The sequence below is a fragment of the Sphingorhabdus sp. EL138 genome (genome assembly GCF_945890115.1).
Lineage (GTDB): Bacteria > Pseudomonadota > Alphaproteobacteria > Sphingomonadales > Sphingomonadaceae > Sphingorhabdus_B.
In genome coordinates this window covers 29419-43624 of sequence record NZ_CAMDCK010000008.1, presented here as the reverse complement: position 1 = coordinate 43624, position 14206 = coordinate 29419, and the positions used below count along the sequence as shown (strand labels likewise).

Below are 14206 nucleotides of genomic sequence, written 5' to 3'. Positions count from 1 at the left end.
GCCTGTTCTCGCTAACGGCGTCAAATGGACGCAAAAGATCAAACCCCAGAATCCTACACCTATGCCAAGGCGGGTGTTTCCATCGAAACCGGCAATGCCCTGGTGCGCGCCATTGCGCCACTGGCCAAAGCAACGCGTCGTGCAGGTGCGGACGCCGACCTTGGCGGATTTGGCGGGTTCTTCGATTTGAAAGCAGCGGGGTTTCACGACCCGTTGCTGGTCGCGGCCAATGACGGTGTGGGCACAAAGCTGAAGCTAGCAATAGAGTCCGGACGGCATGAAGGCGTCGGCATCGACCTCGTTGCGATGTGCGCAAATGACTTGATCGTACAGGGCGCAGAGCCGCTGTTTTTCTTGGATTATTATGCGACTGGTAAGCTGGACAATGCGGTTGCGACGTCCGTCGTGGCCAGCATCGCTAAGGGCTGCAAACTGGCTGGATGCGCGCTGATCGGCGGCGAAACCGCGGAAATGCCCGGAATGTATTCCGACGGTGATTATGACCTTGCTGGCTTTTGCGTCGGCGCGGTGGAACGCGACCAAGTTCTCACCGCCGACAAAATTGAAGCGGGCGACGTCATCTTGGGCCTTGCATCGTCGGGTGTGCACTCCAACGGCTTTTCGTTGGTGCGCAGACTTGCGGCGGACAAGGGCTGGAAGCTGGATCGCCCCGCTCTGTTCGACCAGAATGTCATCTTGATCGACGCGCTGATGGCGCCCACACGTATCTATGTGCAATCCTTGCTGCCGCTGGTGCGCACGGGCAAAATCCACGCGATGGCGCATATTACGGGCGGCGGTTTGCTTGAGAATATTCCGCGCATTTTGCCAGCGGGGCTTCATGCGCATGTCAACGCGGACGCTTGGACACAGCCGCGCCTGATGGCGTTTTTGCAAGCACAGGGAAATATCGAGCCCGAGGAAATGGCGCGGACATTTAACTGTGGTGTCGGCATGGCTGTCGTCGTGGCGCACGGGGATGTGGCCGACGTCACGGCCACGCTAGAGGCCGCTGGTGAGACGGTGTTTAATATCGGTCACATTGCAGCAGGTGACAAGGGCTGCACCGTTAAGGGCTCTGTCGAAACATGGAGCGCGCAATCCGATTGGACTGCGACTTATGTGGGCTAAACTACCTTTATCCCCCTCCCGCCTGCGGGAGGGGCTAGGGGTGGGGCGAACCGAAGCTTCGCGTGCAGCGTTTAATGTGGAAGCCCTCCCCCGACCCCTCCCGCCTGCGGGAGGGGAGAGCAAATGAAAGCCAAAGTCGCCGTCCTGATCTCCGGCGCGGGCACGAATATGGCGGCTTTGTTATATGCCTCTAAATTGCCAAGCTGCCCCTATGAAATTGTTCTGGTCGCCAGCAACAACCCAGATGCAGAAGGGCTGAAAGTCGTGGCGACAGAGGGTATCCCGACCTTTGCGGTATCACATATCGGCCTTGACCGTGCCGCGCATGACGCGGTCATGCATGACGCGATCGTCAAAGCCGGTGCGGTCTATGTCGCTTTGGCTGGATATATGCGGATATTGTCTACAGAATTTGTCGCAAAATGGGATGGACGCATGCTCAATATCCACCCGTCTTTGCTGCCTAAATATAAGGGCCTGCACACCCATCAAAGAGCTATTGACGCTAATGACACAGTCGCGGGAACCAGCGTGCATTTGGTCACGGCGGAATTGGACGATGGCCCCGTGCTTGGCCAAATCGAAGTGGCGATTTTGTCCGGCGACACAGCAGATACGCTCGCCGACCGCGTTAAAATGGCGGAGTATCAATTATACCCCAAGACGCTGGCAGATTTTGTCGCGCGCGACACCAACCCGGAATATCTGACGGCGCAAGTCCGTACCCTCGCCCTCGCCCAGCCTGAAGCCGATGAAGTTATGTCCCACGGCATGCCGTGCTTCGGCATCGTTGGTGGCAAGAAATTCGCTTATGTGTCTATCGACCATCACGGCGACGGCAAGACTGCCTTGCTGGTCAAAATCAGCGGCGCGGAGGAGCAAGCGATGCTGATCGACAGCGACGCCGGGCGTTACTACCGCCCTGCCTATTTCGGGGATGGCTGGGTGGCAATCAGGCTGGACCTTGGCGACACCGATTGGGACCATATTGGCGACTGGATCGCCAAAAGCTGGCGCGCTGTTGCGCCGAAGAAGCTGACTAGGCTTATGGATGTGGCCAATGAATTCTAACGCTAGCACCGGATTTATTGCCATTTATCGGTGGCGGGTGGCTCCTGAACATGAGACTGATTTTCGAAATCGTTGGTGCGAAGTAACACGCCAAGGGTCCGAGCATGGGTCTTTTGGCTCATGCCTTGGTCGTGGCGCAAATGAAGAACTAGTCGCAATTGCGCTTTGGCCTACTGAAGTTGCACGCGAAAAAGAGTTTCGCGCGATGTCGGCAGACGGTCCTTGGCCGCCTGCCGAGCGGATCAGTGAAGATACACTGCAAGTACTCGACGATTTATGGAAAAAATCGCCTTTTCGAGAATAGTTTAACCAACAATCTCTTCAGGCTTGAAGAAATAGGCGATTTCGATGGCGGCGTTTTCATCGCTGTCCGAACCATGGACGGTGTTGGCTTCGATGCTTTCGGCCAATTCCTTGCGGATGGTGCCGGGTTCCGCATTTTCAGGGTTCGTTGCGCCCATGATGTCGCGGTTGCGCTGCATGGCATTTTCGCCTTCAAGCACTTGCACGACCACTGGTCCGCTGATCATGAATTCGACGAGTTCGCCAAAGAACGGGCGTTCTTTGTGTACGGCGTAAAAGCCCTCGGCTTGTGCGCGCGACATGTGGATGCGCTTTGAAGCCACGACGCGCAGGCCGGCTTCTTCAAGCATCTTGGTCACGGCACCTGTCAGGTTGCGGCGTGTTGCGTCGGGCTTAATGATCGAAAATGTGCGCGTAACCGCCATGAGATACTCCAAATATATAGGGGTGAATTTGGCGCGCAGATAACGATGCTTGGCCTTTTTGGCAAGCTTTATGGGCCTTGCACCCATTTACCGCCGTCCTGTTTCCAGTAACGTCGCTCCACGCCTTCGCTTAAGCTGCGCCACGCGGCCCGCGCGTTGTCGGTGTGGCTGGGCGGAAAGAGGTAAAAAATGCGATCGAATTCTTTTTCAATCGGGCGCCAGTTTCCATCGGCAATGGCCACAAACCGCGCTTTATTCGTGGCTGCGACATCATGTGACAACAATATGGGTTGCAGGGCATCCTCCCCCTCACCTGCCTTGGCATGCGCGAGAAAACTGTCCGCCTTTGCCGTCCAAAGCGCGGACGATATGGCGTCCAATTGCACGCTGTCGTCACTGACGATCAATAACCGCCCTTCATCGTCCAATATACGCTGGGCGATGAGGGCGAGTATTTTTTCAGCAGGATCGCGGGTGAGCTGATAGAAATCGACCTGCATGATGCCGCTACATCAGCCTTCGAAATTGTCGGCGACGAAGCGATTAAGCAAACGCACGCCAAATCCGGTTGCGCCCTTGTCCCATACGGGGCCCGGCTTGTCGGCCCACACGGTGCCAGCAATATCAAGATGCGCCCATTTCACGCCGTCCTTAATGAAGCGGCCCAAAAATTGCGCGGCGGTAATGGAGCCTGCGCCTTTCCCGCCGATATTCTTCATATCGGCAATCGGGCTGTCGATCATCTTGTCATAAGCCTTTGACAAGGGGAGACGCCATAAAGGGTCGCCTGATGCCTTACCCGCTGCCGTGAGCTTATCGGCAAGTTCGTCACTGTTCGAGAATAGCCCCGCATATTCACTGCCAAGCGACACGATGATCGCGCCCGTCAGTGTCGCCAAATCGACGATATATTCTGGGTTATACTTCTCCTGCACCCAATGGAGCGCGTCGCACAAAACAAGGCGGCCTTCTGCATCGGTGTTCAGCACCTCAATCGTTTGGCCCGACATGGACGTAACGATATCACCGGGACGTTGCGCATTACCGTCGGGCATATTCTCCACAAGGCCGCAAACGCCAACGACATGGGCCTTGGCCTTGCGTCCCGCCAATGCCTTCATGGCACCTGCAACCGCGCCGGCACCGCCCATATCCCATTTCATATCTTCCATGCCTGCGGCTGGTTTGATGGAAATACCACCTGTATCGAACGTCACACCCTTGCCGACCAAGGCGACTGGCCGTTGCTGCGCGCCGTCGGTGCCGTCCCACTTCATCACCAACAGCCGTGCCGGGCGACGTGAGCCTTGCGCCACGCCCAACAGCGCCCCCATGCCAAGCGCCGCCATATCCTTATCATCCAGCACGCTGATTTCGACGCCCAGTTCTTTTAAATGCTGGCAACGATCAACAAAGCTTTCTGGATAAATGATATTTGCAGGCTCCGTCACCAATTCCTTGGTCAAGACAACGCCTTGCGCGACCGCTTGGTAACTTGTCCAATGCGCGCTGGCTTCTTTAGGCGCAGCAACGACGGTGAACGACTCCACCGTCGGCTTTGACGTTTCGGCCAATTTGGTGCGATATTTGTCCATCCGCCAGTTGCGCAGCGTTGCGCCAAAAGCAACCTCTGCCGCGAACTGCGCCGTCAAATTAGCCCCATGAAGGGCAATGTGCTTTGCGCCAGATGTCTGCACCTTGGCGATAATGTCTCCGCCAGCTTTCTGGTAATCCGCCGCCTCACCTTCCGCCACACCAAGCAGCATGATGCGCACCAACTTGCCGTCTTGTTCGTTGATCAACAGGAAGTTTTGCCCCGCCACACCTTCAAACCGCGCAAGCTTTGCGGTCGCGTGAATAATGTCCGCTTTTTCCAAGGGAAATTCGAAATCGGCAAAAGTGCTTTTGGTAACGATAAATGCGATCACGTCGGCATCTTTGGGGCGCGCATCGATAAAATTGATTTTCATGGAAATAAACAGCCTTTCCGCTGGGTGTCATGTTTGACATTTCTATAGGCCTATTATCCGTTCCGATTAAAGCAAAAGATGGTCAGAATATGCCAGCGCTTAGCCGCAAATAATGCCATGCGTGGCAACATGGGTGGACCCACGGCAATAGCGGCGATAAAGGGCAGTTTGGTTTTTATGATTATTCCCGCCCCCCGGCCCACCCTTGTTCGCATTCTGCTGATGCCGATATTGCTCGGATGCGGTTCGTTGCCAGCAATCGCGATGGCCCAAACCGCAGCATCCGCCGAACCAACGCAGCAGACCAGCGACCAGATTGGGTTTTCTGCGGCGGTTGTGGAATATGACTCGAATACCGAAGTTGTAACGGCCAAAGGCAACGTAATTGCAAATCGCGACGGGTATTTCGTCCGCGCAGACTCCATTATATGGAACCGCACAACCGGCCGAGTTGTGGCCGAGGGCAATATCCGGACGGTTGGACCAGAAGGCGACGTCGCTTATGGCGACACAATCGGGCTTACTGACGCCCTAAAAGACGGCGTTATCAACAATCTGCTGGTGGTGCTGGCCGACAAGAGCCGCCTCGCCGCCAATAGCGGCGCACGCAAAGATGGAGTCTATACGCTAAACTATGCAGCCTACACCGCATGTAGCGTCGAAACCGCCAATGGCTGCCCGAAGAGGCCAAGCTGGGAGGTAAAGGCCGTCAAAGTCGTCTATGACCCCGCCAAGAAACGTGTTGATTACGAAGGCGCGCGTATCGAGCTTTTTGGGTTGCCTGTTATACCGTTACCGTTTTTATCGCACCCTGTCGGTACAAATGCGGGCAGCGGCTTTCTCGTCCCAAGCATTGGTTTCTCCCGCAACAACGGCGTTGAGCTGGGGCAATCTTATTATTGGCGCATCACCCAAAATCGGGATTTTACTGGATCAGTCACTGCATTTTCCGATGCAGCGCCTTTGGGCCGCGTGAATTTTCGGTCATTGGAAAAATATGGCGCAGTCGACCTGACGGCATATGGCACATATAGCGACCGCATTAGCACCAGCGGCGTTGCAACCTCTGTTGGGTCAAATGTGTTTCGGGGATATCTGGAGGGCGCTGGCCGGTTTCAATTCGACCCACATTGGTCATTTTCGGCATCCGGTCGCTATGCATCCGACCGAACATTCCTTCGGCGCTATGACATAAGCCGCGACGACAGGCTGCGGTCGACATTTTCGGCGGAACGCATCGGGGAGAACAGCTACTTTTCATTGGCAGGCTGGGCTGTACAGACCTTGCGTACGGCCGACCCGCAGGGGATTGCGCCCATTGCTCTGCCCGAACTAGATTACCGCTTGCGTATGGATGCCCCGGTGGTTGGGGGAACTATCCAGCTTCAGGCCAACAGCCTAGCCATTGCCCGCACGGAGGGACAAGACACACAACGGGCCTTTGCCTCTGCCAAATGGGACTTGCGGACAATTAATGGCCTTGGTCAAGAAGTGAGCTTTATAATGCTTGCGCGGGGCGATGTTTACAACAGTGACGACAATGCAAGCACGTTAACGGCAATTTACCGCGGTGAAACAGGCTGGCAAACGCGCAGCATATTTGCAGCGGCGGCAGACGTTAAATGGCCTTTCATAGGACAGGCCTTTGGCGGTACGCAGATTTTCACGCCACGCCTTCAGGTCGTGGCAGCGCCGACCATTAGCAATCTGAAGATGCCAAACGAAGATTCGCGGGCTGTCGACCTTGAGGATAGCAATATCTTCGCGCTGAACCGGTTTCCAGGCTATGACCGGTTCGAAGACGATTATCGCGTGACATATGGTTTTGACTGGGCCTTACGGAAAACCTATTTTACGGCCGACGTTAATTTGGGCCAAAGCTATCGCCTGTCCAACCAAGCTTCGATCTTCCCTGACGGGACAGGACTGTCGGACGAAGCATCAGACATTGTCGGCCGTTCAGAATTTCGCTTTAAAAACATCGTAAAGTTAACGCACCGTTTCAGACTGGATAAGGACAATTTAGCCTTCCGGCGTAACGAAATCGACGCCACTGTCGGTTCGCGCGGAACCTATTTGCAGGCTGGCTATCTTAAGTTGAAGCGCAACATTGGTCCGACGCTAGAAGATTTAAAGGACCGCGAAGAAATTCGGCTCGCTGGTCGTGTACGTGTGGCGCGCTTTTGGTCGGTTTTTGGATCGACCATTCTTGACCTTACCGGTACCAACGAAGACCCCACAATACTCTCGGATGGCTTCGACCCAATCCGGCACAGGCTTGGCGTCTCTTATGATGACGATTGCTTATCGCTAAGCCTAACGTGGCGGCGTGACTATCAGCCTGTGGGCGATTCCCAGCGCGGCAACAGCTTCCTGTTCCGTCTGGCATTTCGCAATCTGGGTGTGTAAGGCGTCGTTAAGAAATATTCTGACGGGCTTCTGGCCGCTCATCTGTTGTTCAGCAGGCATTGGCTAATTGGCCGTCCGAAACTGATACTGTATTGGATCAATATCAATGAAGTTATTCACGCGCCTGTCCTTAGTTGCCGTGCTCGTTTCTGCAACGGCACTGACACCACTAATTGCGCAAACGGCCTCTGATACTATCGCCTCTGAGTCCAATTTGGATATACCCGAAGGGCAGCAGTTGTTCGGCAAAAATGACCCCAATGTGCGTCGTGCGACCGCGCAGGTAAATGGTGAAATCATCACGGGTACCGACATTGATCATCGCCTAGCGCTCATCGTAGCGGCGAATGAAAACAAATTACCGCCCGAAGAACTCGCCCGTTTTCGCGCACAAATCTTGACGAATTTGATTGATGAAACACTGCAGATCCAAGAGGCAGCAGCCAATGAAATTGAAGTCACTGAGGCTGAAGTAAATCAATATTTCGACCGTGTCGCCCAGCAGAACTTTAACCGCCCAGCAAACGAGGTCGAAAAATATCTGGGATCCATTGGTGCGTCGGTCGCAACACTCAAGCGGCAAATTAAGGGCGAACTTTCTTGGAGCCGACTGCTTTCGCGCAACGTTCGCCCATCTGCCAATGTAAGCGACGACGAAGTGAACGCTATCATTGAACGCATTAAGGCAACCAAAGGCACGACGGAATATCGCTTGGGCGAAATTTATTTGGCGGCGACGCCTGAAACCTTGCCGGCAGTTCAGGAAAACGCGCGAAAAATAATTGATCAATTGCGCCAAGGCGGCAATTTTGTAGCTTACGCTCGTCAGTTTTCTGAAGCGTCCACTGCATCCGTCGGCGGGGATCTCGGTTGGTTATCGCTCGCGCAATTACCTCAGTCACTGGCCACGGCAGCAGCTAGCATGAACAGTAACGAGGTTAACGCCGTTGCATCGCCTGGCGGTATCTCGATCCTGTTACTGATCGATAAGCGTCAGGTGGCGACCTCTGATCCGAGAGACTCCGTGTTAAGCTTGAAGCAAATTGCAATCAACTTCCCGAAGGGCACAACGGAAGCTCAAGTAACGCCATTGATCAAGACGTTCAGCGAAGAAACACAACAAATTTCTGGCTGCGGTGTCGCGGACGAGATGGCACGCAAACTTGGCGCCGATGTGGTTAACCGAGACGGTATCAAAATCCGCGAACTACCCGCTCCATTGCAGCAGGTTATGCTCGATTTACAGGTTGGCCAATCAACGCCACCTTATGGATCTTTGGAAGATGGCGTTCGCGTGTTCGTCCTATGTGGTCGCGACGCACCGCAAGAGGCTGCGTCCGAAAGTTTCGACGAAATCATGTCGCGATTGGAAGAAGAGCGCGTGAACAAGCGCGCCCGCATTTACCTACGCGATTTGCGCCGCGATGCGGTTATCGAATATAACTGATGCCGCCCGGCCGATTGGAACTGCCGCTGGCCATTTCGGTCGGTGATCCGGCTGGTATCGGGCCGGAGATTATAGGAAAAGCGTGGGAAGCCCGTCACGCCTCTGGCTTGGCGCCATTCTTTGCCATTGGCGACATTGGAAGTTTCGCGCCGCACTGGCACGGCCCAGTTGTCCGCATTGAAGACCCAGCGGATACGTTCAAGCATTTCGATACCGCCCTTCCCGTCATTCAACTGCACAACTGCCTTTCGGTCGTCCCCGGCATTCCGGACTTGGACGGTGCGCATTGTGCATACCAAGCGCTGGAAATGGCGATCGGCTTTGCCCGGGCAGGGAGCGCCGCCGCTTTGGTCACTGGCCCCGTTTCCAAATCGCAGCTTTATGCCGTTGGGTTTACGCATCCTGGCCAGACTGAATTTATTGCTGAACGCTGCGGCGTAGCCAAGGATAATGCGATCATGATGCTCGCCGGCCCGGACCTGCGTGTGGTCCCAATGACGACACACATCCCGCTGGCCGATGTAGCAACGACGCTGGATGCTCGGCTGATCCGTCAACGCCTGCGCGCCACGGCAAAGGGATTGCAGCGCAATTTTGGAATTGAAAATCCAAGGCTCGCGGTCGCTGGTTTCAACCCCCATGCCGGAGAATCGGGCCATATGGGCCGCGAGGAGCTTGAAATATTTGAGCCCGCCATTGCGCAGATCAGGAGTGAAGGATTCAACGTCATAGGCCCCCTGCCTGCCGACACGATGTTTCATGCCGAGGCGCGCGCACAATATGACGCCGCCTTATGCGCTTATCATGACCAAGCGCTTATACCCCTGAAAACGCTGTATTTCCATGATGCTGTCAACATCACTCTTGGATTGCCCGTCGTCAGGACATCACCAGATCATGGCACGGCTTTCGATATCGCTGGCCAAAACAAAGCCCTGCCATATTCGATGATCGCAGCAATCAAAATGGCGGAGTCAGCGGCATTACACCGCCTTGCCGCCACCGATGGTGGTTGATGACGGTTTCGCTGCCCCCACTTAGGGACGTCATTGCCCGCCATGGCCTGTCTGCCAGCAAGGCACTTGGCCAAAACTTCCTTTTTGATGAGAAGCTGCTGGATCGCATCGCAGCTATTCCCGGCCCGTTGGCGGGCGAGCATGTGTATGAGGTAGGACCAGGTCCCGGTGGCCTCACACGCGCGCTGTTACGCGCTGGCGCACATGTTGTGGCCGTAGAGCGCGACCATCGCTGCTTACCAGCGCTTGCCGAGTTGGCGGAGGCATTTCCCGGCCAATTGCGCTTTATTGAAGGGGACGCCCTCAAAATCGATCCTTTTGCCGAAATCGGCGCGCCATTTCACATCGTTTCCAACCTGCCCTACAATGTTGGGACGGCACTGGCCGTTGGCTGGCTTAGCGGCAATGCATGGCCACCAATTTGGAAAAGCCTGACGCTTATGTTCCAGCGCGAAGTTGCTGACAGGATAGTATCCTCCCCTGGCACCAGCGCTTTTGGCCGCTTAGCGATTTTGGCGCAGTGGCGTTCGAATGCGTCAATTGCAATGCCAGTCCATCGCTCCGCTTTTACCCCGCCGCCAAAGGTCATGTCCGCCGTAGTGCACATCACGCCAAAGGACGCGGCCAGTGGCGTTAAAATGTCCGTTTTGGAAAATCTGACGGGTGCCGCCTTCGGGCAGAGGCGCAAAATGCTGCGACAAAGCCTGAAGGGCGTCCCTGGCGCTTTGGAGGCACTCCATAAAACCGGCATTGCCGAAGATCGACGTCCTGAAACCATAAACATAGCCGAATGGTGCGCGCTCGCACGGGAAGTTGGATAATCCCATACGCTAGGGGTGGTCCTTTTAAGCGACCAAAGCTAAGATCAGGTCATGCATAGGCTAACCGACAGCGAACGACAGGTTCTTGAAACAATTCAACAGCGCTCCATGCTTGAGCAAGTGCAAAGCTGGTCCGCGGTGAACAGCGGTTCAAGCAATCTCGATGGCTTAGCGACGACCGCGAAAATGTTGGCCGACGCGTTTTCGGTTCTTCCTGGCGAGGTTGCTCTGGTTAATCCCGAACCGGTCGACCGCGTACTAGCCGACGGATCGATCAAAACGGTCGCGCATGGGCAACATCTTTTGGTTACCGTGCGCCCTCATGCGCCAACACAATTGTTGTTCACGGGTCATATGGACACGGTTTTTCCTGCAGACCATGAGTTTCAGAAGCTGCGCTGGTTAGATGACGGCGTCCTAAATGGTCCCGGTGTTGCCGACATGAAAGGCGGCATATCCGTCATGCTCGCCGCATTGCGCGCGATGGAACTTTCGACAAAAATTTCGCGTACAGGGTACCAAGTCCTCATTAACAGCGATGAGGAAGTTGGCTCACCTTCATCCGCGAAACTGATTGCCGAGCTTGCGCAGAACAAGTTGGCAGCGTTGACCTATGAACCTGCACTGCCCGACGGCACGCTGGCTGGGGCACGTGGCGGGAGTGGCAATTTCTCGGTGATTTTTTCAGGCATAGCCGCTCATGCTGGCCGCAACCCCGATGATGGCCGCAATGCGGTATTGGCGGCAGCGGATCTCGCGCTTCGCCTCAAGCGGCTCTCGCGCGAAGGGCTATCGATTAACCCCGCCAAAATCGAAGGTGGCGGTCCTAATAATGTCGTGCCCGATCACGCAATATTGCGCGTGAACTTCCGGCCACGCACTCCGAAGATTGTGACACAAACTGAGGCAGATTTGCATCGGATCATCGCCGACATCGAACGCGAACATGAGGTGCGCGCCCATCTGCATGGCAGTTTTGGTCGCCCACCCAAGCCAATCGACGACGAAGCCGCTAAGCTATTTGGCCTCGTCAAACAATGTGGTGCTGATCTCGGTCTATCCATCGCTTGGCGCTCCAGCGGCGGTGTGTGCGATGGTAACAATATCGCGGCCTGTGGCGTCCCGGTGGTCGATACGATGGGCGTTCGCGGCGGCAATATTCACAGCAAGGATGAATTCCTCATCGTCGAAAGCCTAACCGAGCGCGCGCAATTGTCCGCACTGACCATCATGCGTTTATCAGAAAAAGGGGCCTTATGACTTTCCTCATCCGCCCGGCGAATATGGGCGATTTGCAACCAATTTACGAAATGGCGAAACGCACCGGCGGTGGTTTCACCAACCTGCCGCCGGACAAGAAAGCGCTGTCCGAAAAACTGGAACGGTCTGCCGCTGGATTTGACCGAGTGGCGGATGATGTTGCCGACGACCTCTATGTGTTTGTATTGCAGAACAGCCTCACCGGCGAAGTGCGCGGCACTTGCCAGATCTTTGGCAAAGTTGGACAGAGATGGCCTTTTTACAGCTATCGCATTGGCGCGCTGACTCAGCATAGTGTGGAATTGGAACGCACATTCCGGGCGGACATTCTCAACCTCTCGACTGATCTTGAAGGCACCACCGAAGTCGGCGGTTTGTTCCTGCACCCCGGTGAACGCGCTGGCGGGCTAGGCATGCTGATAGCGCGCAGCCGTTATCTTTTCATTCGTAACCACCGCGAAAGGTTCGCCGACAGAACCATTGCCGAATTGCGCGGCGTGATTGACGAGGCGGGAGGCTCTCCTTTTTGGGATGGTGTTGCCGGACGCTTTTTCGGGATGAGCTTTCAAGAAGCAGACGAATTCAATGGGAAATTCGGCAACCAATTCATCGCCGACCTCATGCCCAAGCACCCAGTGTATATCGCCATGCTTCAGGAAAGCGCAAAGACCGTTATTGGCGTGCCGCATCCTTCTGGCCGCGCGGCCATGCGTATGCTGGAAAATGAGGGATTCGCATGGGAAAATTACATCGACATTTTTGACGGCGGCCCCACCATGACCGCCCGCACGGACCAAATCCGGAGCATCCGCGAGGCAAAGGATGTGACGATAACGGAGATAAGCCATTCCGCAGGCGAACAGAAAAGCGACCAAAAAAAGTTGCTTACCTTAGGCCGCTTGCACGCATTTAAGGCCGCTTATGGCTGGATTGATGATCGCGGCGATAACGTCATTATGGATGCGGAATGTGCGCGGGCGCTGAATATTTCGGTAGGCGATCAGGTGACTTATGTGGAGCGGTCTTAATGGCTTTGCTCGAAATCAATTTTGACGGAATCATAGGTCCAAGCCATAATTATGCCGGGCTAAGCCTTGGCAATTTGGCATCGTCAAACAACGCTGGCGCGGCATCTTACCCCAAAGCTGCGGCGTTGCAGGGCATTGAGAAAATGCGCGCCAACATTGCTCTTGGGCTGGCACAAGGATTCTTCATGCCGCTCGACCGACCAAACCACCATTGGCTCAGCGGACTTGCAACCGATATGCAATCGGCGGAGCCACATATTCGGGCTGCCGCTTTTTCGGCTTCGTCCATGTGGGCGGCAAACGCAGCTACCGTTTCGCCTGCACCGGACACAGCCGATGGCAAATGCCATCTGTCGGCGGCAAATCTGCTCACCATGGCCCACCGAAGCCATGAGTGGACAGGGACGCTGGCGCAGTTGCAGTTGGCCTTCGCGAACGAACGGTATTTTGCGGTGAATGGACCGGTGCCAGCGCCATTTGGCGACGAAGGTGCAGCCAATTTCATGCGTTTATGTGTATCGCATGATGCAGCGGGTATCGAAATATTTGTCTATGGCAAAACCGGCGGGCCCTTCCCTGCGCGGCAGCATATTGAGGCGTCAAAGGCCATAGCGCGTGCGCACCGGCTTGATCCGGCCAAAACTTTGTTCGTGCAGCAATCCGAAATGGCCATCGCCGCTGGGGCGTTTCACAATGATGTCGTCGCCGTGGCAAATGAACGCGTGCTTTTCACGCATGAACAGGCGTTTGAGCACCCAGAACAGACCTATGCCGACATCAAACGACTTATGCCTGAGGCAGAGATCATCATCGTCCCAGCAGACCGCGTTAGCCTCGCAGACGCCATTCAAAGCTATTTATTCAATGCGCAGTTGGTGACACTGCCCGACCGCGGCATGGCGCTTATCCTGCCCAATGAAGCGCAAGAAAATGCGCGGGTTTGGGGCTGGCTGACCGAAATGATCGACGGTAATGGCCCCATCCGCAAGCTTGTACCGGTGGACGTGCGCCAATCGATGGCAAATGGCGGCGGCCCGGCCTGCTTGCGCCTGCGTGTCGTTGCCGACCCTGCAACCGTTGACCCACGCTTTATCGCCGATGCGAAAAAACTGGACACCATAAAGGAAGTTGTTGCCGCGCACTGGCCCGAAACCATTGCGCCGAACCAGCTTGGCGACCCCGACTTGTTGAATAAGGTCCGGTCGGCGCGATTGGCGTTGTTGAGAGCCACGGACCTTATCGCGCTCGCCTGACCATCGAAAGTCTTACCAGAAGCGCGCAGTTCGGACTTTAATCTGCAAATAGGACTCAAACATCCCTGTCGC

General features: G+C 55.4%; 12 protein-coding genes. 9 read left to right on the top strand and 3 right to left on the bottom strand.

What is annotated here, in order from left to right; translation table 11 throughout:
* Nucleotides 1-24 precede the first annotated feature (24 nt).
* Together purM and purN are read left to right on the top strand one after the other, a co-directional pair.
* Nucleotides 25-1131, top strand: a complete 1107-nt coding sequence (purM, locus tag Q0O07_RS05245; protein ID WP_295491229.1) for a phosphoribosylformylglycinamidine cyclo-ligase — start codon at nt 25-27, stop codon at nt 1129-1131.
* A 123-nt stretch (nt 1132-1254) separates the two neighbouring features.
* Nucleotides 1255-2202 (top strand): phosphoribosylglycinamide formyltransferase, encoded by a 948-nt coding sequence (gene purN, locus Q0O07_RS05240; RefSeq protein ID WP_295491228.1) that lies wholly within the window; start codon nt 1255-1257, stop codon nt 2200-2202.
* Nucleotides 2203-2507: 305 nt separating this feature from the next.
* Here purN and ndk read toward each other — a convergent pair whose 3' ends face one another.
* The 3 genes from ndk to Q0O07_RS05225 all read right to left on the bottom strand — a co-directional run bounded on the left by ndk (nt 2508) and on the right by Q0O07_RS05225 (nt 4900).
* Nucleotides 2508-2930 (bottom strand): nucleoside-diphosphate kinase, encoded by a 423-nt coding sequence (gene ndk / locus Q0O07_RS05235; protein ID WP_125230003.1) that lies wholly within the window; start codon nt 2928-2930, stop codon nt 2508-2510.
* 68 nt (nt 2931-2998) lie between these two features.
* Nucleotides 2999-3430: a DNA polymerase III subunit chi gene (locus tag Q0O07_RS05230; RefSeq protein ID WP_295491226.1), complete on the bottom strand. Its 432-nt coding sequence runs from the start codon at nt 3428-3430 to the stop codon at nt 2999-3001.
* A 12-nt stretch (nt 3431-3442) separates the two neighbouring features.
* Nucleotides 3443-4900 carry a leucyl aminopeptidase gene (locus tag Q0O07_RS05225; protein WP_295491224.1) on the bottom strand — a complete coding sequence of 486 codons (1458 nt, stop codon included), beginning with the start codon at nt 4898-4900 and terminating at the stop codon, nt 3443-3445.
* Between the two features lie 264 nt (nt 4901-5164).
* Between Q0O07_RS05225 and Q0O07_RS05220 the strand changes: the two genes are divergently transcribed.
* From Q0O07_RS05220 to Q0O07_RS05190, 7 genes are all read left to right on the top strand, one after another.
* Nucleotides 5165-7309, top strand: a complete 2145-nt coding sequence (locus Q0O07_RS05220) for an LPS assembly protein LptD (RefSeq protein WP_295491222.1) — start codon at nt 5165-5167, stop codon at nt 7307-7309.
* A gap of 106 nt (nt 7310-7415) precedes the next feature.
* The gene (locus Q0O07_RS05215; protein ID WP_295491220.1) at nt 7416-8756 is read left to right on the top strand and encodes a peptidylprolyl isomerase; all 1341 of its coding nucleotides are present in this window, start codon (nt 7416-7418) and stop codon (nt 8754-8756) included.
* Nucleotides 8756-9772, top strand: coding sequence for a 4-hydroxythreonine-4-phosphate dehydrogenase PdxA (pdxA, locus tag Q0O07_RS05210; RefSeq protein ID WP_295491218.1), 1017 nt, complete (start codon nt 8756-8758; stop codon nt 9770-9772). The genes Q0O07_RS05215 and pdxA overlap by 1 nt, the downstream gene beginning before the upstream one ends.
* Nucleotides 9772-10593: a 16S rRNA (adenine(1518)-N(6)/adenine(1519)-N(6))-dimethyltransferase RsmA gene (gene rsmA, locus Q0O07_RS05205; protein WP_295491217.1), complete on the top strand. Its 822-nt coding sequence runs from the start codon at nt 9772-9774 to the stop codon at nt 10591-10593. The genes pdxA and rsmA overlap by 1 nt, the downstream gene beginning before the upstream one ends.
* A gap of 51 nt (nt 10594-10644) precedes the next feature.
* On the top strand, nt 10645-11853 hold the full coding sequence (locus Q0O07_RS05200; protein ID WP_295491216.1) for a hydrolase: 1209 nt from the start codon (nt 10645-10647) through the stop codon (nt 11851-11853).
* On the top strand, nt 11850-12881 hold the full coding sequence (locus tag Q0O07_RS05195) for an arginine N-succinyltransferase (protein WP_295491214.1): 1032 nt from the start codon (nt 11850-11852) through the stop codon (nt 12879-12881). Before Q0O07_RS05200 ends, Q0O07_RS05195 begins: the two co-directional genes overlap by 4 nt.
* The gene (locus tag Q0O07_RS05190) at nt 12881-14134 is read left to right on the top strand and encodes an N-succinylarginine dihydrolase (RefSeq protein ID WP_295491213.1); all 1254 of its coding nucleotides are present in this window, start codon (nt 12881-12883) and stop codon (nt 14132-14134) included. The genes Q0O07_RS05195 and Q0O07_RS05190 overlap by 1 nt, the downstream gene beginning before the upstream one ends.
* The last annotated feature ends 72 nt before the right edge of the window (nt 14135-14206 follow it).

Excerpts from the sequence above, each read along its gene's own strand:
- Q0O07_RS05220 (WP_295491222.1), top strand. The coding sequence starts at position 5,165 with ATGGCCCAAACCGCAGCATCCGCCGAACCAACGCAGCAGACCAGCGAC.
- Q0O07_RS05195 (WP_295491214.1), top strand. The coding sequence starts at position 11,850 with ATGACTTTCCTCATCCGCCCGGCGAATATGGGCGATTTGCAACCAATT.
- Q0O07_RS05190 (WP_295491213.1), top strand. The coding sequence starts at position 12,881 with ATGGCTTTGCTCGAAATCAATTTTGACGGAATCATAGGTCCAAGCCAT.
- Q0O07_RS05215 (WP_295491220.1), top strand. The coding sequence starts at position 7,416 with ATGAAGTTATTCACGCGCCTGTCCTTAGTTGCCGTGCTCGTTTCTGCA.
- pdxA (WP_295491218.1), top strand. The coding sequence starts at position 8,756 with ATGCCGCCCGGCCGATTGGAACTGCCGCTGGCCATTTCGGTCGGTGAT.
- Q0O07_RS05225 (WP_295491224.1), bottom strand. The coding sequence starts at position 4,900 with ATGAAAATCAATTTTATCGATGCGCGCCCCAAAGATGCCGACGTGATC.
- Q0O07_RS05230 (WP_295491226.1), bottom strand. The coding sequence starts at position 3,430 with ATGCAGGTCGATTTCTATCAGCTCACCCGCGATCCTGCTGAAAAAATA.
- rsmA (WP_295491217.1), top strand. The coding sequence starts at position 9,772 with ATGACGGTTTCGCTGCCCCCACTTAGGGACGTCATTGCCCGCCATGGC.
- Q0O07_RS05200 (WP_295491216.1), top strand. The coding sequence starts at position 10,645 with ATGCATAGGCTAACCGACAGCGAACGACAGGTTCTTGAAACAATTCAA.
- purN (WP_295491228.1), top strand. The coding sequence starts at position 1,255 with ATGAAAGCCAAAGTCGCCGTCCTGATCTCCGGCGCGGGCACGAATATG.
- purM (WP_295491229.1), top strand. The coding sequence starts at position 25 with ATGGACGCAAAAGATCAAACCCCAGAATCCTACACCTATGCCAAGGCG.
- ndk (WP_125230003.1), bottom strand. The coding sequence starts at position 2,930 with ATGGCGGTTACGCGCACATTTTCGATCATTAAGCCCGACGCAACACGC.